14 protein-coding genes are annotated in these 14,615 nt (G+C 61.5%); 5 read left to right on the forward strand and 9 right to left on the reverse strand.

The window, feature by feature from the left end:
• Window positions 1-254 precede the first annotated feature (254 nt).
• Window positions 255-464: a hypothetical protein gene (locus I6F36_RS25525; protein WP_225172422.1), complete on the forward strand. Its 210-nt coding sequence runs from the start codon at window positions 255-257 to the stop codon at window positions 462-464.
• A gap of 108 nt (window positions 465-572) precedes the next feature.
• Here the strand turns inward: I6F36_RS25525 and I6F36_RS25530 are convergent, their stop codons facing one another.
• The 4 genes from I6F36_RS25530 to I6F36_RS25545 form a co-directional block, all read right to left on the reverse strand.
• On the reverse strand, window positions 573-779 hold the full coding sequence (locus I6F36_RS25530; RefSeq protein WP_225135791.1) for a hypothetical protein: 207 nt from the start codon (window positions 777-779) through the stop codon (window positions 573-575).
• A 704-nt stretch (window positions 780-1,483) separates the two neighbouring features.
• Window positions 1,484-3,139: a recombinase family protein gene (locus I6F36_RS25535; RefSeq protein ID WP_225135793.1), complete on the reverse strand. Its 1,656-nt coding sequence runs from the start codon at window positions 3,137-3,139 to the stop codon at window positions 1,484-1,486.
• A 348-nt stretch (window positions 3,140-3,487) separates the two neighbouring features.
• Window positions 3,488-4,654, reverse strand: coding sequence for an ERF family protein (locus I6F36_RS25540; RefSeq protein WP_225135795.1), 1,167 nt, complete (start codon window positions 4,652-4,654; stop codon window positions 3,488-3,490).
• Window positions 4,638-5,477, reverse strand: coding sequence for a YqaJ viral recombinase family protein (locus I6F36_RS25545; protein ID WP_225172423.1), 840 nt, complete (start codon window positions 5,475-5,477; stop codon window positions 4,638-4,640). Before I6F36_RS25545 ends, I6F36_RS25540 begins: the two co-directional genes overlap by 17 nt.
• A 128-nt stretch (window positions 5,478-5,605) precedes the next feature.
• Here I6F36_RS25545 and I6F36_RS25550 point away from each other — a divergent pair, with 128 nt between their 5' ends.
• The 3 genes from I6F36_RS25550 (at window position 5,606) to I6F36_RS25560 (ending at window position 7,589) form a co-directional block, all read left to right on the forward strand.
• Complete coding sequence (locus tag I6F36_RS25550) at window positions 5,606-5,815, forward strand: helix-turn-helix transcriptional regulator (protein WP_225135797.1); 210 nt, start codon at window positions 5,606-5,608, stop codon at window positions 5,813-5,815.
• 611 nt (window positions 5,816-6,426) lie between these two features.
• Complete coding sequence (locus I6F36_RS25555) at window positions 6,427-6,999, forward strand: hypothetical protein (protein ID WP_225172424.1); 573 nt, start codon at window positions 6,427-6,429, stop codon at window positions 6,997-6,999.
• Between the two features lie 155 nt (window positions 7,000-7,154).
• Window positions 7,155-7,589: a hypothetical protein gene (locus I6F36_RS25560; RefSeq protein ID WP_225135801.1), complete on the forward strand. Its 435-nt coding sequence runs from the start codon at window positions 7,155-7,157 to the stop codon at window positions 7,587-7,589.
• Window positions 7,590-7,736: 147 nt separating this feature from the next.
• On the opposite strand, the gene I6F36_RS25565 is transcribed toward I6F36_RS25560, so the two are convergent.
• Window positions 7,737-8,960 (reverse strand): phenylacetate--CoA ligase family protein, encoded by a 1,224-nt coding sequence (locus I6F36_RS25565; RefSeq protein WP_225172425.1) that lies wholly within the window; start codon window positions 8,958-8,960, stop codon window positions 7,737-7,739.
• A gap of 86 nt (window positions 8,961-9,046) precedes the next feature.
• On the opposite strand from I6F36_RS25565, the gene I6F36_RS25570 reads away from it, so the two are divergent.
• Entirely contained in the window at window positions 9,047-10,198 is a 1,152-nt protein-coding gene (locus I6F36_RS25570) for an AGE family epimerase/isomerase (protein WP_225135805.1), read from the forward strand.
• A 12-nt stretch (window positions 10,199-10,210) separates the two neighbouring features.
• On the opposite strand, the gene I6F36_RS25575 is transcribed toward I6F36_RS25570, so the two are convergent.
• The 4 genes from I6F36_RS25575 to I6F36_RS25590 all read right to left on the reverse strand — a co-directional run bounded on the left by I6F36_RS25575 (window position 10,211) and on the right by I6F36_RS25590 (window position 14,507).
• Complete coding sequence (locus tag I6F36_RS25575) at window positions 10,211-11,050, reverse strand: ABC transporter ATP-binding protein (protein WP_225135808.1); 840 nt, start codon at window positions 11,048-11,050, stop codon at window positions 10,211-10,213.
• Between the two features lie 160 nt (window positions 11,051-11,210).
• Window positions 11,211-12,494, reverse strand: coding sequence for an ABC transporter substrate-binding protein (locus tag I6F36_RS25580; protein ID WP_036015698.1), 1,284 nt, complete (start codon window positions 12,492-12,494; stop codon window positions 11,211-11,213).
• 42 nt (window positions 12,495-12,536) lie between these two features.
• Window positions 12,537-13,610: a branched-chain amino acid ABC transporter permease gene (locus I6F36_RS25585; protein ID WP_036015700.1), complete on the reverse strand. Its 1,074-nt coding sequence runs from the start codon at window positions 13,608-13,610 to the stop codon at window positions 12,537-12,539.
• A 3-nt stretch (window positions 13,611-13,613) separates the two neighbouring features.
• Window positions 13,614-14,507, reverse strand: coding sequence for a branched-chain amino acid ABC transporter permease (locus tag I6F36_RS25590; protein ID WP_036029874.1), 894 nt, complete (start codon window positions 14,505-14,507; stop codon window positions 13,614-13,616).
• Between the last annotated feature and the right edge of the window lie 108 nt (window positions 14,508-14,615).

The raw sequence follows: 14,615 nt of genomic DNA on the forward strand, positions 1-14,615 counted from the left end.
AATCGGTCTCTTCGTGCTCTACGCGATGGTGCGGCCAACCTTGCGGCGATCTCGGACGGTCGAGGAGGGTCCCCATTGGCCCGATTCAAGCCTGAGGTAAGCGGCCAATCCAGCTAGGACTTGATCTCCGATGGGCAATCTGGCCTCATCAGCCGACTTTGCAGGGCAAATCAAGAAAACCGAAATGGAACTTGCATCGTCGGGCAAAACAGTGGTTCATAGGGTGCTGGTCCCCCGCATATGGAGCCCAGCCAATGGCCGACGAATGCAAGACTTTGTCCGATCTGCCTGAAGTAGCCAAGCTTAACGGAGAATTCCGAAGGAATTACGGAAAGGTTCTCGGAGCCTTCCTGTACCTTCGCTCAATCAGCGCCGCCCGTGGCCGTTCCTGGTTTTGGACAGCATTGTTTTCAGCCGCTTGCTCCACTGCGCTGGCTTGGGTTGGGAAACCGATCCTGCCGTGAGCAGCCAGGTGACGCTTCCTAACGAACGTGATTGGCGTCGGAAAACCGATACGGGAACCCTCGATCTCACGTGCAAACGGGAAGCCAACTCCGGTTTTGCAGAGCCGCTTAAACCATACCCCCAAAATCGATGCCTTCCTTGGCAAGCTCCTCGGCTTCCTCGGCGGAGGCGGTGGGTTTCGTATCAAGGTACGGATGCTCAGAAGCGGGCAGGATGGTGCGAATGTTTTGGCCATCCGCCCGTGTGATGCGAGCAATCCAGCGCTTATGGCCGTGCTCGAACCGCTGGATGTGATACTGCTTGTACGTGATCATGAAACTCGAACGCAACTGACGTTAGCACAGGCCTTATCTACATGACCCGGCGCCACCGCACAACACGCGTTAAAGCGTAGTTACTGTCCGCGAGTCTGAACTGACCCATTCATCGGTCAAGGTTCATAGAAAAGCCCGCCGACTCGAAAGCGGGAGTTAACTGAGATTACGACCGATGAGTGGCCGCCAGTGAGGATAGCACGGCGGCTCGCTGGCGTGAACGGGGTAGCCTACCCGTTTGTTAGCTCGTCCATGCACAGTCTGCAGCCGATACGAGGCGCCCGGTTAGAGAGGGCCCTAGTTCGCGCTTTTGACCGCCAACGGCCAGCCTCAGCAACATCCTTCCTTTCGGCCTGACGCAATCCGCTCTGCAATTTGTCATGCGCAAGTCGGGACGGCACCGGATACTTGCTCGTCGAAGCAACGCAGCGCGCAAAGCGCCAAAAGGCTAGTCGCGATATCGGCTCGCAGAGGCGAGGTCGCGCGCGGCAAGCTCCAATTCAAGGTCAGTGATCCGCTCGAAGATGTGAGCGGCGATCCTCTCCGACTCCTGGACGGTCAGCGATCGGATGCCCATGGACGCAAGTTCATCCCTGAGGATTTTCGCGACAATCGACTTAACACTCATAGTAGGCATTTCCCAAATGCGAGCATCAAAGCTCAGCCCGAGCGCCAGCGCAAGGTCGCAAATCCGGCTTGCTAAATCAGCGCCGCTGGCGGATGTTTTTGGTCTTGGATCGTTGTGCTTTTGGCCGCTTGCTCCTAGGCCCTTGCGCGATGTGAGAAGTAGGATCCGGCTTTATGAATCGGCGGACGACGGCTTGAATGAGGCCATCGACTGTCTTGAAACGCGCAATCCCCCGCCGCGCTCGTGACTTTTCGGAAAAGCGGATTGTGCGTTTCATTTTGCCGTCGGTAGGCAATAGGACGTAATCGAGTACTGTCTTGTTGTGCTCGGCCAAACGGACGGCGGCGATCCAGCCGTGAGGGAGGCGCGCCTCGCGCTCGATACTCCAGTACGGTGCATGCGTTGGCTTTTGGCCAGGGGTCCAACGGGCGGCCCTGACGGAAAGACAGGCCATCCCGTCCACTCGGACGCAATCGCTCCAGCCCCCCGAACTGATCCGCCCGCCCGCCGCCTTAATGGCAGCGGTGGCCTGTTCGACGAGCTTTGACCTGAACTCAGACCAGACAGGCCGCGCGTCGAGAAACTCGTAGTTTCGCTTCGGGGTGTAGCCGAGCAGCCGATACAGATTGCGAAAATTGCCAAAGTGGGTTTGGCAGGTCGCGGAGCAGGGCAGCCCCGGCGTTCGATCGATAATGGTCGGTGTCAAGCGGCCTTCTCTAAGAAGTGCTTTGCGCAAGCGGGAGAGCATCTCCTCCTCTGACAGATCAACCCGGCGCTCCTCGATAATCTTCCTAACGCTGAAGAAGACCTCGCGATCTGTGATGGGCTCGATGCAACCCTCGCTTCTAATCCATTGTTCGGGCGGGTTCTTCACGGCCGTTTGTCGGAGCTTTTGGGACTTTCGGTTGAAAATGAGATTTCCGATATAGCTCTCGTTTCTGAGAACAGTGCCAACCGCAGCGCGGGTCCACGCCGCGCCGGTACTCGAGACGAGCCCCTTCTGGTTGAGCTCCCACGCGATGACCGTCTCGGATCTAACCTCCAAAAACCGTTCGAAGATCCACTTCACGACCGCGACTTCCATGGGGGCGCCCGGTCTAATACGAATGTGGTCGGTCAGGATGTACTTTCGCTCGCCCTTCTTCATCACTCGTCTGGTTTGCATCTTTTCGTCGACGAGCTCCCGCACGAGCGCGTAGCCGGCCCGTCCGCAAGGCTTGTAGCCCAGCCGCGCAAAACGGCATTGGCCGGCATAGACCTTCGCTGATAGCTCGCGGCTGTACTCGGCGGCCATCACGCGCTTGATATTCTTGACGATGCTCGCGAGCATGCTTCCATCGTTCTCGAATTGCTCCGCGCAATAAGCAACCTTGATCCCAGCGCGCCGACAAACGAACTCATAATGCGCGCTTTCATCGATGTCCTGGAAACGACCCCATCGGCTTACGTCAAAGACGAGGAGATGGCCAAAGTCGGCCTGGTTGCTCCCGACGTCCTCAAGCAATTGGAGGAGCCCGGTCCTGTTCTTGAGCAGCAACCCGCTCTCGCCCTCGTCCTTGTAGGTTCGCACCAGCGTGAGATTATGAGCATGGGCGTAGGCGGCGATGACGGCAGCCTGATTTTCAATTGAGTACTGCTGCCGATCGGTCGACATGCGGACATATTGCGCTGCCCGTACGCTGAGGAGCGATTTTGGCAGATGAGCTTTGTGAACGATGAGCGCGTTACTCATTTCTTCACCTCATCAGGCGCCACTGCTAAAGCATAGAACTACTTGGCGCTCGGGCCTTCAAGATGAATCAGCTAGCCGCGTCGCTTAAGCCGTGCGTTGTTCAAGAGCAGCCGTTGCGCTGAATAGTTCGGCGCCACCACTAGCTGGCCAAGAGCACAGCGGCAGCCGACCGGCCTGTAGGTCTCCCAAGGCTCATCTGCTCTTGCGCGGGCCTGAACCACCGTGCTTTCCTCGACCTCTTAGCTTGGGCTATCGACCCAAGCTCCTTCACGTGCTCACCCGAGCTCGTCGTCGACCAAAGAAGATCGCGGTCGGTATCTGGAAGCTATTCGACCAAGCAGCTCGAAATCACTCGGCTCGCGGGACTCCGTTTGGGAAGCCTCCGCTTGGATCGAGGAGTTGCGGTGTCTTCGGTATGGCCGTGTCCACGGGCGTTTCGCGATCCCCAAGAAGCCTACCATCCGCTGCGGTTTCCCGGCGGAGCGGAACAGTATCGCGATGGGCTGAGCTTGCCTCCCACAAGTCTTTCGCAATGAGTAGAGGAGAGATTTGCATGTTCGCCCACCAAGCTCTCTCGTCGCCGTGGCGATGCAAGGACCGATGGTGAAACCTGCAAAGCGGGACGGTGAACTCGTCACTGACCTTGCGCCCCAGCGTTCGCGGCTGGGCGAACTTCAGGTGATGGGCATCAACTGGGCTCTTCTTGCAGACGAGGCAGGCTTGGCTGCGGACGAACACCAGATGCTGCTTGTTGCGCTTTCGCGGCGGTTCCTTCGGAAAAGCGAGGTCGCTCGCTGGGTCGGCGCTAAGTTCAGGAAGGGCGACTTGCTCGAACTGCTTCTGATAGGCGGCCTCAAGAACGTGAGCATCCGCCTCCAGAAGAGTGTTCTTGAGGGGGAGCGTGGCTTTGGCCCAGGCAAGTAATCCGCCGCTCTCGTCCTGGCTAGCGAGCTCGCCCAGGAGGCGCTGCAGGAGCTCGGCGGATTGTTCGGCGGATAAGACAGGATGGCGGTTCAGGACTCCTTTCCGGGACTTTCCCGTCGATCCAAGTGCAGTCTGCGGCTCGATGGCAACTGCAAGCTGTGTCGAGACATCAGGCGCATCTAAATCGTCTTCCCCGGCGATTCCGACGAGTGCGAACAGGGCATACCGGCGGGCATAGGTGAGGGCCGCGCCCATTCGGTGTGGCGCTTCGACGTCTTTACTGGGGCAGACCGGAAGATCCGAGGAGATCCATTCGCCCGACGCATGGGCCAGCAGGGTCGTCAAATGGATCTGGCCCGAGCCCTGCTCGATCCGGGTGGTCTGGATCGTGGCGATCTCCTGCTGACTCAGCGTCTTGCGGACGATGTCGAGGCCAGCCGCGAGGGACGCGTAGCGGAAAGTCCGATTTTCCTCCCGCGGGAATGATGATCGGATCACAGCGGTCAGCGTCTTCTCAGGGTTCACCAGTTCAGCCTGGGCGCGGGCGAGGGCGGCTGCGATAGTTCCGATCCTCTCACTGGACTGGTGCATCGGAGCCCTCCGTCACCTCGGCGGCCTCGAAACTGATCGCGCCAGACTTGGAGCGCTTGGCTTTGATGCCATGGCCGGTCGCCTCCTTGGCATCCTCCGGCACGAGCCTTTTCAGATCGGCTTTGGCGGTCTCATGCTCGCCATGCGCGTCCCGGGTGCGGAGATAAGTGGCCGCCAGCTCCGCCCAGTGATTGGACGTGGACATGTCGACGACCTTAACCGCCGCGAGCCGCGGGCGGGGCGTCTCGATGTTGAACAGAACGGGCGGCTCGCCGCTCTGCACGCAGCGCCAGAACTTTTTCTCAGCCGTGAGGAGGAGGTGCTGATAGAGCGGATCCGCGTGGATCTTGATCTCCACCCACTGGCCACCGCCGGTAATGATCGAGAGCACCGATTTGGGCGCAGCGACAACCCACATGTTGTGTTGCAGCTGCGCCATATGTTTTTCGGCTGCGGCTTCCTCGGAAAAATTCCAAGGCAGCATGAATTTTGATTCGAAGACCGCCCCCGTCTGCTCGACGCGGCCGTCCAACGTGGCTGCCATCCATTTGTGGATGGGGTGCCGAACTCTTCGCTGAACGTCTCCGATCCTATGGCCGCTGCTCCGCTCGTACCAAGTGCGATTCAAATCTTCGGTGCAACGGCCGAGCTGAACGATGAGATTGCCCGACAGCTCTGGTCGCTCAACCTCTCCACGCTTTTCATGCCAAAGCCGAAGGAGCGCGCCCTCGTTGTCACCCATGATGACCCGAGCATCAGAGCCGCCGATAAAGCCTCCACGGTCCTCTTCCGAATAAAGTTGCAGTTTTTTGCTGGGAATCACGGCACTCTCCCAAGCACGAAACGAGATCAACATAAAATGTTGATAGCTCGTTGGGCTATGGGTGTCAACATAAAATGTTGAGAAGAATGACTCCGCCTCAGTGTCGCGGTGCCAGGGCGCTGCTCAGTATGACGCAGCCTGAGTTGGCAGCCCTAGCTGACCTCGGCCTTTCCACGATCGTCGATTTTGAGCGAGAACGCCGAACGGTGTCGGAAGAAGCAATCCTGAAGATACAGCTGGCCCTAACGGAGGCCGGCATTGAGTTCATCTGGGACAACGGCGGCGGACAGGGCGTGCGGTTGCGATCGACGGATTCGATTACGAAGCGTCGCGATTAAGCGCGGTAATGTTGGAGCTCAGGCTCAATCCAAACTGGGCAGGGGGAGGCTCGAAGCAGATTGCTTGCGGTCGCCCCACGCGGAAGCGAGTTGGGGATCTTGCTGCTTGCGCAAAGTAGACCGATGAACTCGATTTACGCAGGTTCGAAGAAGGCCAATTTAGCCGAGAACTCTTGTGTTTGCTCGTCCTTGGCGCCGAAGCTCGCCAGTGCCCTCTCCGATTTCCACTTGATGCCTCGCTTAAGCTGGGGCCCTCGGGCACCGCACATCATTTTTGACTAGATCTCTGGACTTTGGCGGCCGACGGTTCTAATTTATTAGCGCGCGAGATTTCGTGCTGCGGACTCCGATGGGGCACGCGGACTACTGGGGCCTCCGATGGAGGCACGTTGACGGCCAGGGCCTCCGATGGAGGCACGTTGATGGCTGAGGCCTCCGATGGAGGCGACGCCGACCTCGCGGACCGCGGAGGTCGACGAATTTTCTGAACATCCAAATACTCCAAAGGGCTAGGAGCTCTGCTCCAGCCCATTCGAGTTCGTGCGCCTTGCCGCAGCAGCAGAGTCTGAGGGTTGGGCCTCGTGCCGTTCAAATTATGAGGAGAGCAAGTCATGATAGAGCGATACGTCCGCAAGCAACACATCGCAGACGCCTCCTTTTTCGACATGCCGTTGCTTTTGACCGAGGAGCGAGGGGACTTTGTTTCATTTCGGGATCAGCTGACCCGCGAGATCAACCCGCGCGGTATTCTGGAGGAGATCTTCGCGGCTGAGTTAGCGGCTCATACCTGGGAGATCTGTAGACTACAGCGCTGCAGAACGCTGGTCATCAACATGGCCCTCGAGAACGCGCTGGCACAGCTCCTTATTCGAATCGTAGATCCGGACGACTCGACGGACTGCATTGTACTGGCTCGCAATTGGTTTAGCGAGCCAGAAGCAAAAAGCGAGGTAGCTGAGTTGCTTTCCGACATTCAGCTCGACGAAGCCGCGATCGTCGCGCAAGCGACCCGAGCGGTGTACAACGATCTCCGTCAACTTGATCGAATGATCAGCTTGCAACAGTCGCTGCGTGACAAGCTTCTCCGTAGCCTTGTCAAATACCGCAAGAGCTTCGCGATTCGGGTAGATGAGGCGATCGCTCGCACCGAGCAGCGGCCCCGCCTCGAATCCCGGCCCGGCTAGGGACGATGGCGACGGATCGGCAGATCGCCGCAAATCGACGGAACGCCCGCAAGAGCACCGGGCCTCAATCGCCCGGCGCTAAGAAACGCACAAGCGGCAACGCACTCCGACATGGATTGGCGACGAGCTATGCGGCCAATCCGGCGGAGGCTGCGATGATTGACCAACTCGCCCAGCAAATCGCGGGCTCCCGTCAGGAGCGCCTCGCGCTTGCTTTCGCGCGGGAAGCCGCGGTCGCACAGTTCGACCTTGCCCGTGTTCGCCGGGTCAAGGCCGAACTGATCCGCCAAGTCGCGGAGTTCGGATCGGTCGACCCGCCAAGGGTTTTCAACTCATGGAAGGAGGAATGGCGATACATCAAGGCCTCCTTGCGTAACAACAACACCTGGTTGCCTCTGCCCATACCGCCCGATCCGGCGAAGACCATGCCGGCCGACGCTCAAGAACGTGTGGTTGAGGCGATCCGACGGGCGCTGCCCGAATTGGCCAAGTTGGAGCGCTATGAATTCCGTGCGATCGGCCGGCGCAACCGCGCGCTTCGCGCTCTATGGACGATGGAATTCAGCCAATCCGGAGAAGTTGAGAAATAGCTAGATAGCAATCTTAAGTAGAGATGGTGGTTTTGGCAAAACCAAGCCAATTTTTCCCTTTAAATTCAATATTCCCTGCAAGATCAACGCTGCTGGCCGTTGCAACACCGTGCCAGCGGGTTACCATTGATCTCGGCGAGGATGGCGTTAGCGCTCGTCCACGATGACCTTGCCGTCATTCGGCAGCGTGCCGGGACTGACCAGCTCGACGGCTCCTCCGAGCTTCGTTATCGCGCGCAAGCTGGCCGCGATGTCGTCGCGGAGCGAGTCGCTAGGGGGCGCAGCTTCCGCTCTCAACGTCATGGCGTCGGTCTCGCCTTGGCGCGTGACGATGAGGCGAAGTCTTCCGAGCCCCGCGTGGCGCTTGCCGATCTCGGCGATCTGCTCGGGACGGACGAACATGCCCTTGATCTTGGTGGTCTGGTCGGCGCGGCCCATCCAGCCCTTGATGCGCATGTTGGTGCGCCCGCACGGGCTCGTGCCGGGCAAGGCCGCGGTGAGGTCGCCGAGCGCGAGCCGGATCCAGGGATGGTGCGGGTCGAGCGAAGTCACGACAATCTCGCCGACGTCACCTGGTGCGACCGGATCGCCAGTGCCGGGCTTGACGATCTCCAGGATCAGGTCCTCGTTCACGACCATGCCTTCGCGGGCCTCGGTCTCGAAGGCGATGAGGCCGAGATCGGCGGTACCGAAGGCCTGGTAGGCATCGATGCCGCGCCCCTTGATCTCGGCCTGCAGCGAGGGCGGAAACGCTGCGCCCGAGACCAGCGCGCGCTTGATCGAGGAAACGTCACGCCCCGAGCTTGCGGCGGCATCGAGCAGGATCTTCAAGGAGTCCGGCGTGCCGCTGTAGCCGACCGGCCGGTAGGCCTCGATCAGCTCGAACTGCTGCTCTGTGTTGCCGGGGCCGGCGGGGATCACCGCGCACCCGAGCGCCCGCGCCGACGCATCGAAGATGAATCCCCCGGGGGTGAGATGGTAGCTGAAGGTATTGAGGACGATGTCGTCGGGGCGGAACCCGGCTGCGAACAGCGCCCTTGCGCCGCGCCAGGGATCGGCTTGTCGCCCTTCCGGCTCGAAGATCGGACCGGGGGAGGTGAACAGGCGGGCGAACGAGCCAGGCGCCGCCGCCACGAAGCCTCCGAAGGGCGCGGAGGCCTTGTGCAGGGCGGGCAGTTCCGACTTGCGCAACACCGGCAAATCCGCCAGAGCCGCCCTGGAGGTCACGGCGGCGGGATCGAAGCCTTTCAGCCGCTCGGCATAGGCCGGGGCGGCCATCGCGGCTCGCAGCACCTCCGGCAGGCGGGCGAACAGGTCGGCCTCGCGCGCGGCTTGCTCACGCGTCTCGCGGGCGTCGTAATGGGCGGTCATGGCTGTTCTTTCCGTGTTGGCATCCGTTGCGCGCCGCCACCGGCATGGCTATCAGACCGCCAGTGGCGAGGCTTGAAAGGGACCCGATGGCGGACGAAGGAATCATTGCGGCGGACGAGGCGTCGAACGTCGTTGCGCGCCTGAAGCGCCGTATGATCGACGAGGCGCTGCCGCTGTGGTCGACGGTCGGCTGGGATCACGCCGCAGGCGGCTTCATCGACCGGCTGCACCGCGACGGTGCGGCGGATGTCGCCGCGCCCCGGCGCGTGTTCGTGCAGGCCCGCCAGATCTGGTGCTACGCCAAGGCGGCACAGATGGGCTGGTATCCCGAGGGGCGCGCGATTGCGCTGAAGGGGCTGGAGCACCTGCTGGCCAAAGCGAAGGCGCCCGATGGCCGGCCTGGCTATGTGCACCGGCTGACGCCGGACGGATCGGTGCTGGATGCCCGGCGTGATGCCTATGACCACGCCTTCATCCTGTTTGCGCTCGCCAGCGTCTATGCGCTCGACCAGGATGCGCAGGTCCGCGCCGAGATCGATGCGCTGCTCGCCTTCGTCGACGGCCACCTGCGCTCGCCGCATGGCGGCGTTCACGAAGGTCTTCCGGTCTCGCTGCCGCGCCGGCAGAACCCGCATATGCATCTGTTCGAGGCGATGATCGCGTGCTTCGAGGCGACCCACGATCTGTCGTTCCAGAACCGTGCCGGAGAATTCTTCGCACTGTTCCTCGCCAACCTCTACGACAAGCAGAAGCACGTCTTGTCGGAGTATTTCGAGGAGGACTGGTCGAAGATCGAGCCGGTCAGCGTCGAGCCGGGTCACCAGGCGGAATGGGTCTGGCTGCTGAAGAGTTTTGAACGCATCACGGGATGCCCGACCGGCCAGCGTCGTGCGGAATTGCTGGAGACCTCGCTGCGCTATCGTGACGAGGCGACGGGCTGCCTCGTCGACGAGGGCGATGCAAGCGGCAGCATCCGCCGCAGCACGCGCCGGCTGTGGCCGCAAACCGAGATCGCGAAGGCGTGGATCGCGCAGGCCGAATCCGGCGAGGCGGGTGCGGCGGACGAGGCGCGCGCGGCGCTGGTGCGGCTCGAACGGCATTATCTCAGCCATCCCGTCAAGGGCGGCTGGTACGACCAGTTCGATCGCGACGGCAAATCGCTGATCGACACCATTCCTGCGTCGTCGTTCTATCATGTTCTCTGCGCGGTCACGGAAGCCGAGCAGGTGCTCGGCTAGGCTCCTTGTGGATCACAGCCAGCGCTTGCGCCGCTTGAAGCTCTTGAGGTTCTTGAAGCTCTTGCGCTGGTCGCCGGCGCCGCCGAGGTAGAATTCCTTGACGTCCTCGTTGTCGCGCAATGCGTCGGCGCTGCCGTCGAGCACGACCTTGCCCTGCTCCATGATGTAGCCGTGGCTCGCCACGGAGAGCGCCGCGCGCGCATTCTGCTCGACCAGGAGGATGGTGACGCCGAGATCGCGGTTGATCTTCTGGATGATCGAGAACACCTCTTTCACCAGCAGCGGCGAGAGGCCCATCGAAGGCTCGTCCATCAGGATCATTTTCGGGCGCGCCATCAGCGCGCGGCCGATTGCGAGCATCTGCTGCTCTCCGCCGGAGAGATAACCGGCAAGGCCGGTGCGTTCCTTCAAGCGCGGGAAATAGCTGAAGACCATGTCGAGGTCGGCGTCGACCTCGCGGTCCCGGCGCGTGAAGGCGCCGAGCTTGAGATTCTCGAGCGAGGTCATGTCGGCGACGATGCGCCGGCCCTCCATCACCTGGAAGATGCCGCGGCGGACGATCTTGTCGGGATCGATGCCGTTGATCCGCTCGCCCTCGAACAGGATCTCGCCGCGCGTCACCTCGCCGTCCTCGGTCTTGAGCAGCCCCGAGATCGCCTTGAGCGTCGTGGACTTGCCGGCGCCGTTGGCCCCGAGCAGCGCCACGATCGCGCCCTTGGGCACGTCGAGGCTGAGGCCGCGCAGCACCAGGATCACATCGTCATAGACGACCTCGATGTTGCGCACGGCGAGGAGGGGAGCGGGTGCCACGGCGGTTGGCTTGGCGCGGGATGCTTCGAGGGTGTCGGTCATGCTTCAAAACTCCGCTGTCATCGCCCGGCTTGACCGGGCGACCAGTAGTCCAGAGGCGCCTGAGATTCATCGAGAAGCCGCAGCGTACTGGATCCCCCGCCCAGGTGCGCAATTGCGCACAACGCGAGGGATGACAGTGTTCGCGTGGTGAAAGCCGGGCTCACCACCCCAGCCATTCCGGCTTGCGCGGCAGCTCGACGGTCTTGACCTTCTCGAGCTTGATCGTGCCGTTGGCCATCAGGTCGTTCAGGTCGGCATTGGTCGAACCGGAGACCTTGGTGCGATAGAGATCGACCTTGAGGGTACCGCGATGGTCCTTGTTGGTCCAGGTCGAGGGATTGCAGACGCCGTCCATGCCGGCCGGCACCCAGTCCTTCTTCTGGTAGAAGCCCTTGGCGACGTTCTCACCGGTGGCACCTCCGTTCTTGGCGGCCCAGTCGAGCGCTTCCCTGGCGTAGAGAGCGCTACAGACGCCTGCGATATAGTGCACCGGTCGATAGGCCTTGCCGCTTGCATCCGATATTTTCGAGATTTCCATCACCGTCTTCATGCCTGGCGCGTTGCCGCCCCAGGTTACGGCCGTGCGTAGCGGGAAGACGACGCCGTCGGCGGCGTCAGCCGCGGTCTTGGCGGCGTTCTCGTCCATGCCCCAGACATTGCCGAGGAACTGCACGTCCACGCCGGCGGTCTTGCAGGCCTTGAGCACGGAGATGTTCGAGGCTGCGGTGTTGCCGAGATAGGCGTAGTTGGCGCCGGAGCTCTTCAGGCTGAGGCATTGCGCGGAGTAATCGCCGGGCGTCAGCGCGAACACGATCGGCGGCAGCACTTCGAAGCCGAGTTCATTGGCGATCGCCTCGCCGGCGGCCTTCGGCGCGTTCGGGTACGGATGATTGCCGCCCATATGGACGAATTTCGGCTTACCGCTCTTGCCCTTGGCCTTCCAGTCTTCCGCCGCCCAGGTCACCAATGCCCGCATCGCGTCCGAATAGCTCGGGCCGTAGAAGAAGTTGTAGGGCGCGGGTTTGGCCTTGCCGCTCACGCCTTCCGGATCGGTCAGCGCCGCCGCGTAGGAGGCGGAGATATAGGGAATCTTGTCCTGCGCAACAAAGCCGGTCAGCGCTTCGGTATCTGCGGTACCCCAGCCCATGATCGTTGCAACCTTGCCATCCGGCGCCGACCACTTCTTGTAGAGCGCGATCGCGCGCGGCACCTGATAGCCGTAGTCGTTGGTATCGAGGTTGACCTGCTTGCCGCCGATACCGCCGTTCTTGTTGATCCAGGCAAAGGTGTCGGCGACGGCCTGGCCGTAGGGCGTGCCAACGTCCGACGTCGCACCGGAGTAGTCGGCGAGATGGCCGACGGCGATCTGGGCCTGCGCACTGGCCGCAAAACCAGCGATCGCAAACGCGAGCGACGCGGTGCTTAAAAGCGATTTGGTCTTCATGGGTTGGTTCCTCCTGTTATCGTTTAAGTGAAGTAGCCGTGCTCAATGCGAGAACGGGTAGAGTTTCCAATACGCCTTGATCTGTCGCCAGCGATGCGCGAGCCCATCGGGCTCGAACATCAGGAATGCGATGATGATCACCCCGATCGCGATCTCGCGCAGAAAGGTGATGTTGGTGTTAAGCGAGAGCGCCTTGTCGATCGCGCCGCCCTTCAAATGATGGCTGATGAACTCCATCGCCTCGGGCAGCAGCACCACGAAGGCGGTGCCCATCAGCGTGCCCATGATCGAGCCGGTGCCGCCGATGATGATCATGGCCAGGAACAGTATTGAGCGCTCGATGCCGAAGCCTTCCTGGGAGACCACGAGCTGATAGTGCGCGTAGAGCGCGCCCGCGATGCCGGCGAAGAAGGCGGCGAGACCGAACGACAGCGTGCGGTACCTGGTGAGGTTGATGCCCATGATCTCGGCGGAGAGATAATGGTCGCGGATCGCCACCAGCGCGCGGCCATCGCGCGTGCGCATCAGGTTGGTGACGAGGATGTAGCTCAAGAGCACATAGGCCAGCACGACGTAGAAATATTGCCTGTCGCCCCGCAGCGTGTAGCCGAAGATCGAGAACGGCTCGGCGCTCGCCGGCACCGAGCCGCCGGAGAACCACTCGGCGCGCGAGAAGAAGTCGAGCAGGATGTATTGAGCGGCCAGCGTTGCAATGACGAGGTAGAGTCCCTTCAGCCGCGCCGCGGGGATGCCGAAGATCAACCCAACCAGCGCCGTCACGAGTCCCGCGAGCGGGATCGCGAAGAACACCGGGATCGGCGCATTATTGGAGATGTAGGCCGAGGTGAAGGCGCCGAGCAGGAAGAAGGCCGCGTGTCCGATCGAGATCTGGCCGGTGAAGCCGACCAGGATATTGAGGCCGAGCGCCGCGATCGAGAAGATGCCGATCTGGATCAGAATGCTGAGCCAGTAGCCGCTGAAGAGTTGCGGCGCGAGGCAGAGCAGCGCGACGCCCAGAATCGCGAAGTTGCGGCTGGTGGTGGTCGGGAAGATCGTGGTGTCCGCGGCGTAAGTGGTGCGGAAATCACCAGCGGGAATGAGGGCAGGGCCGGCCATGGATCAGATCCGCTCGATGTCGTGGGTGCCGAACAGGCCGTAGGGCTTGATCATCAGCACGATGATGAGAACGTAGAACGGCGCGATCTCGTAGAGATTGCCCCAGTGCAGATACTCGCTGTCGACATATTGGGCGACGTTCTCCAAAAGCCCGATGATGATGCCGCCGAGCACCGCGCCGCCGACGGAATCGAGCCCGCCGAGGATCGCCGCCGGAAACACCTTGATGCCGTAGGCAGCAAGGCCCGAGGACACGCCATTGACGACGGCGACGACGACGCCGGCGACCGCCGAGACGGTCGCCGAGATCGCCCAGGCCATCGCGAACACGCTCTTGACGGAAATGCCGAGCGACTGCGCCACCTGCTGGTTGAACGCGGTGGCGCGCATCGCAAGGCCGTACTTCGACGCGCGGAAGAACCAGGCCATGCCGATCATCATCGCGACCGACACCACGAGGCTCATGACGTAGACGGTCTGGATCTGCAGTCCGAACAGGTCGACCGACTGGCTCTCGAACACGCGCGGGAACGGCTGCGGATTGACGCCGAACATCCATTTCAGCGTCGCCTGCAGCACGGTGGAGAGGCCGATCGTCACCATGATCACCGAGATGATGGGCTCGCCGATCATCGGCCGCAGGATCAGCACCTGCACCGCGATGCCGAACACGAACATGAACACCAGCGTGATCGGCATGCCGATCCAGAACGGCACCTGGTATTTCGCCAGCAAGGCCCAGCACACCCAGGCGCCGACCAGCAGCAATTCACCTTGCGCGAAGTTGACGACCTGCGTCGCCTTGTAGATCAGCACGAACGACATCGCGACTACGCCATAGAGCGTGCCGACCACGAGGCCGTTGACCAGGAGCTGGATGAGGAAGGCGGTGTTCATGTTGGGTGACTCAGCCCGTCATTGCCGGGCTGGACCCGGCAATCCATCGATGAGGAAGGAAGACTGTTCGGAAGAGGATGGATGTGCGGGTCAAGCCCGCGCATGACG

The sequence above is a fragment of the Bradyrhizobium sp. BRP19 genome (genome assembly GCF_020194195.1).
GTDB classification, from domain to species: domain Bacteria; phylum Pseudomonadota; class Alphaproteobacteria; order Rhizobiales; family Xanthobacteraceae; genus Bradyrhizobium; species Bradyrhizobium yuanmingense.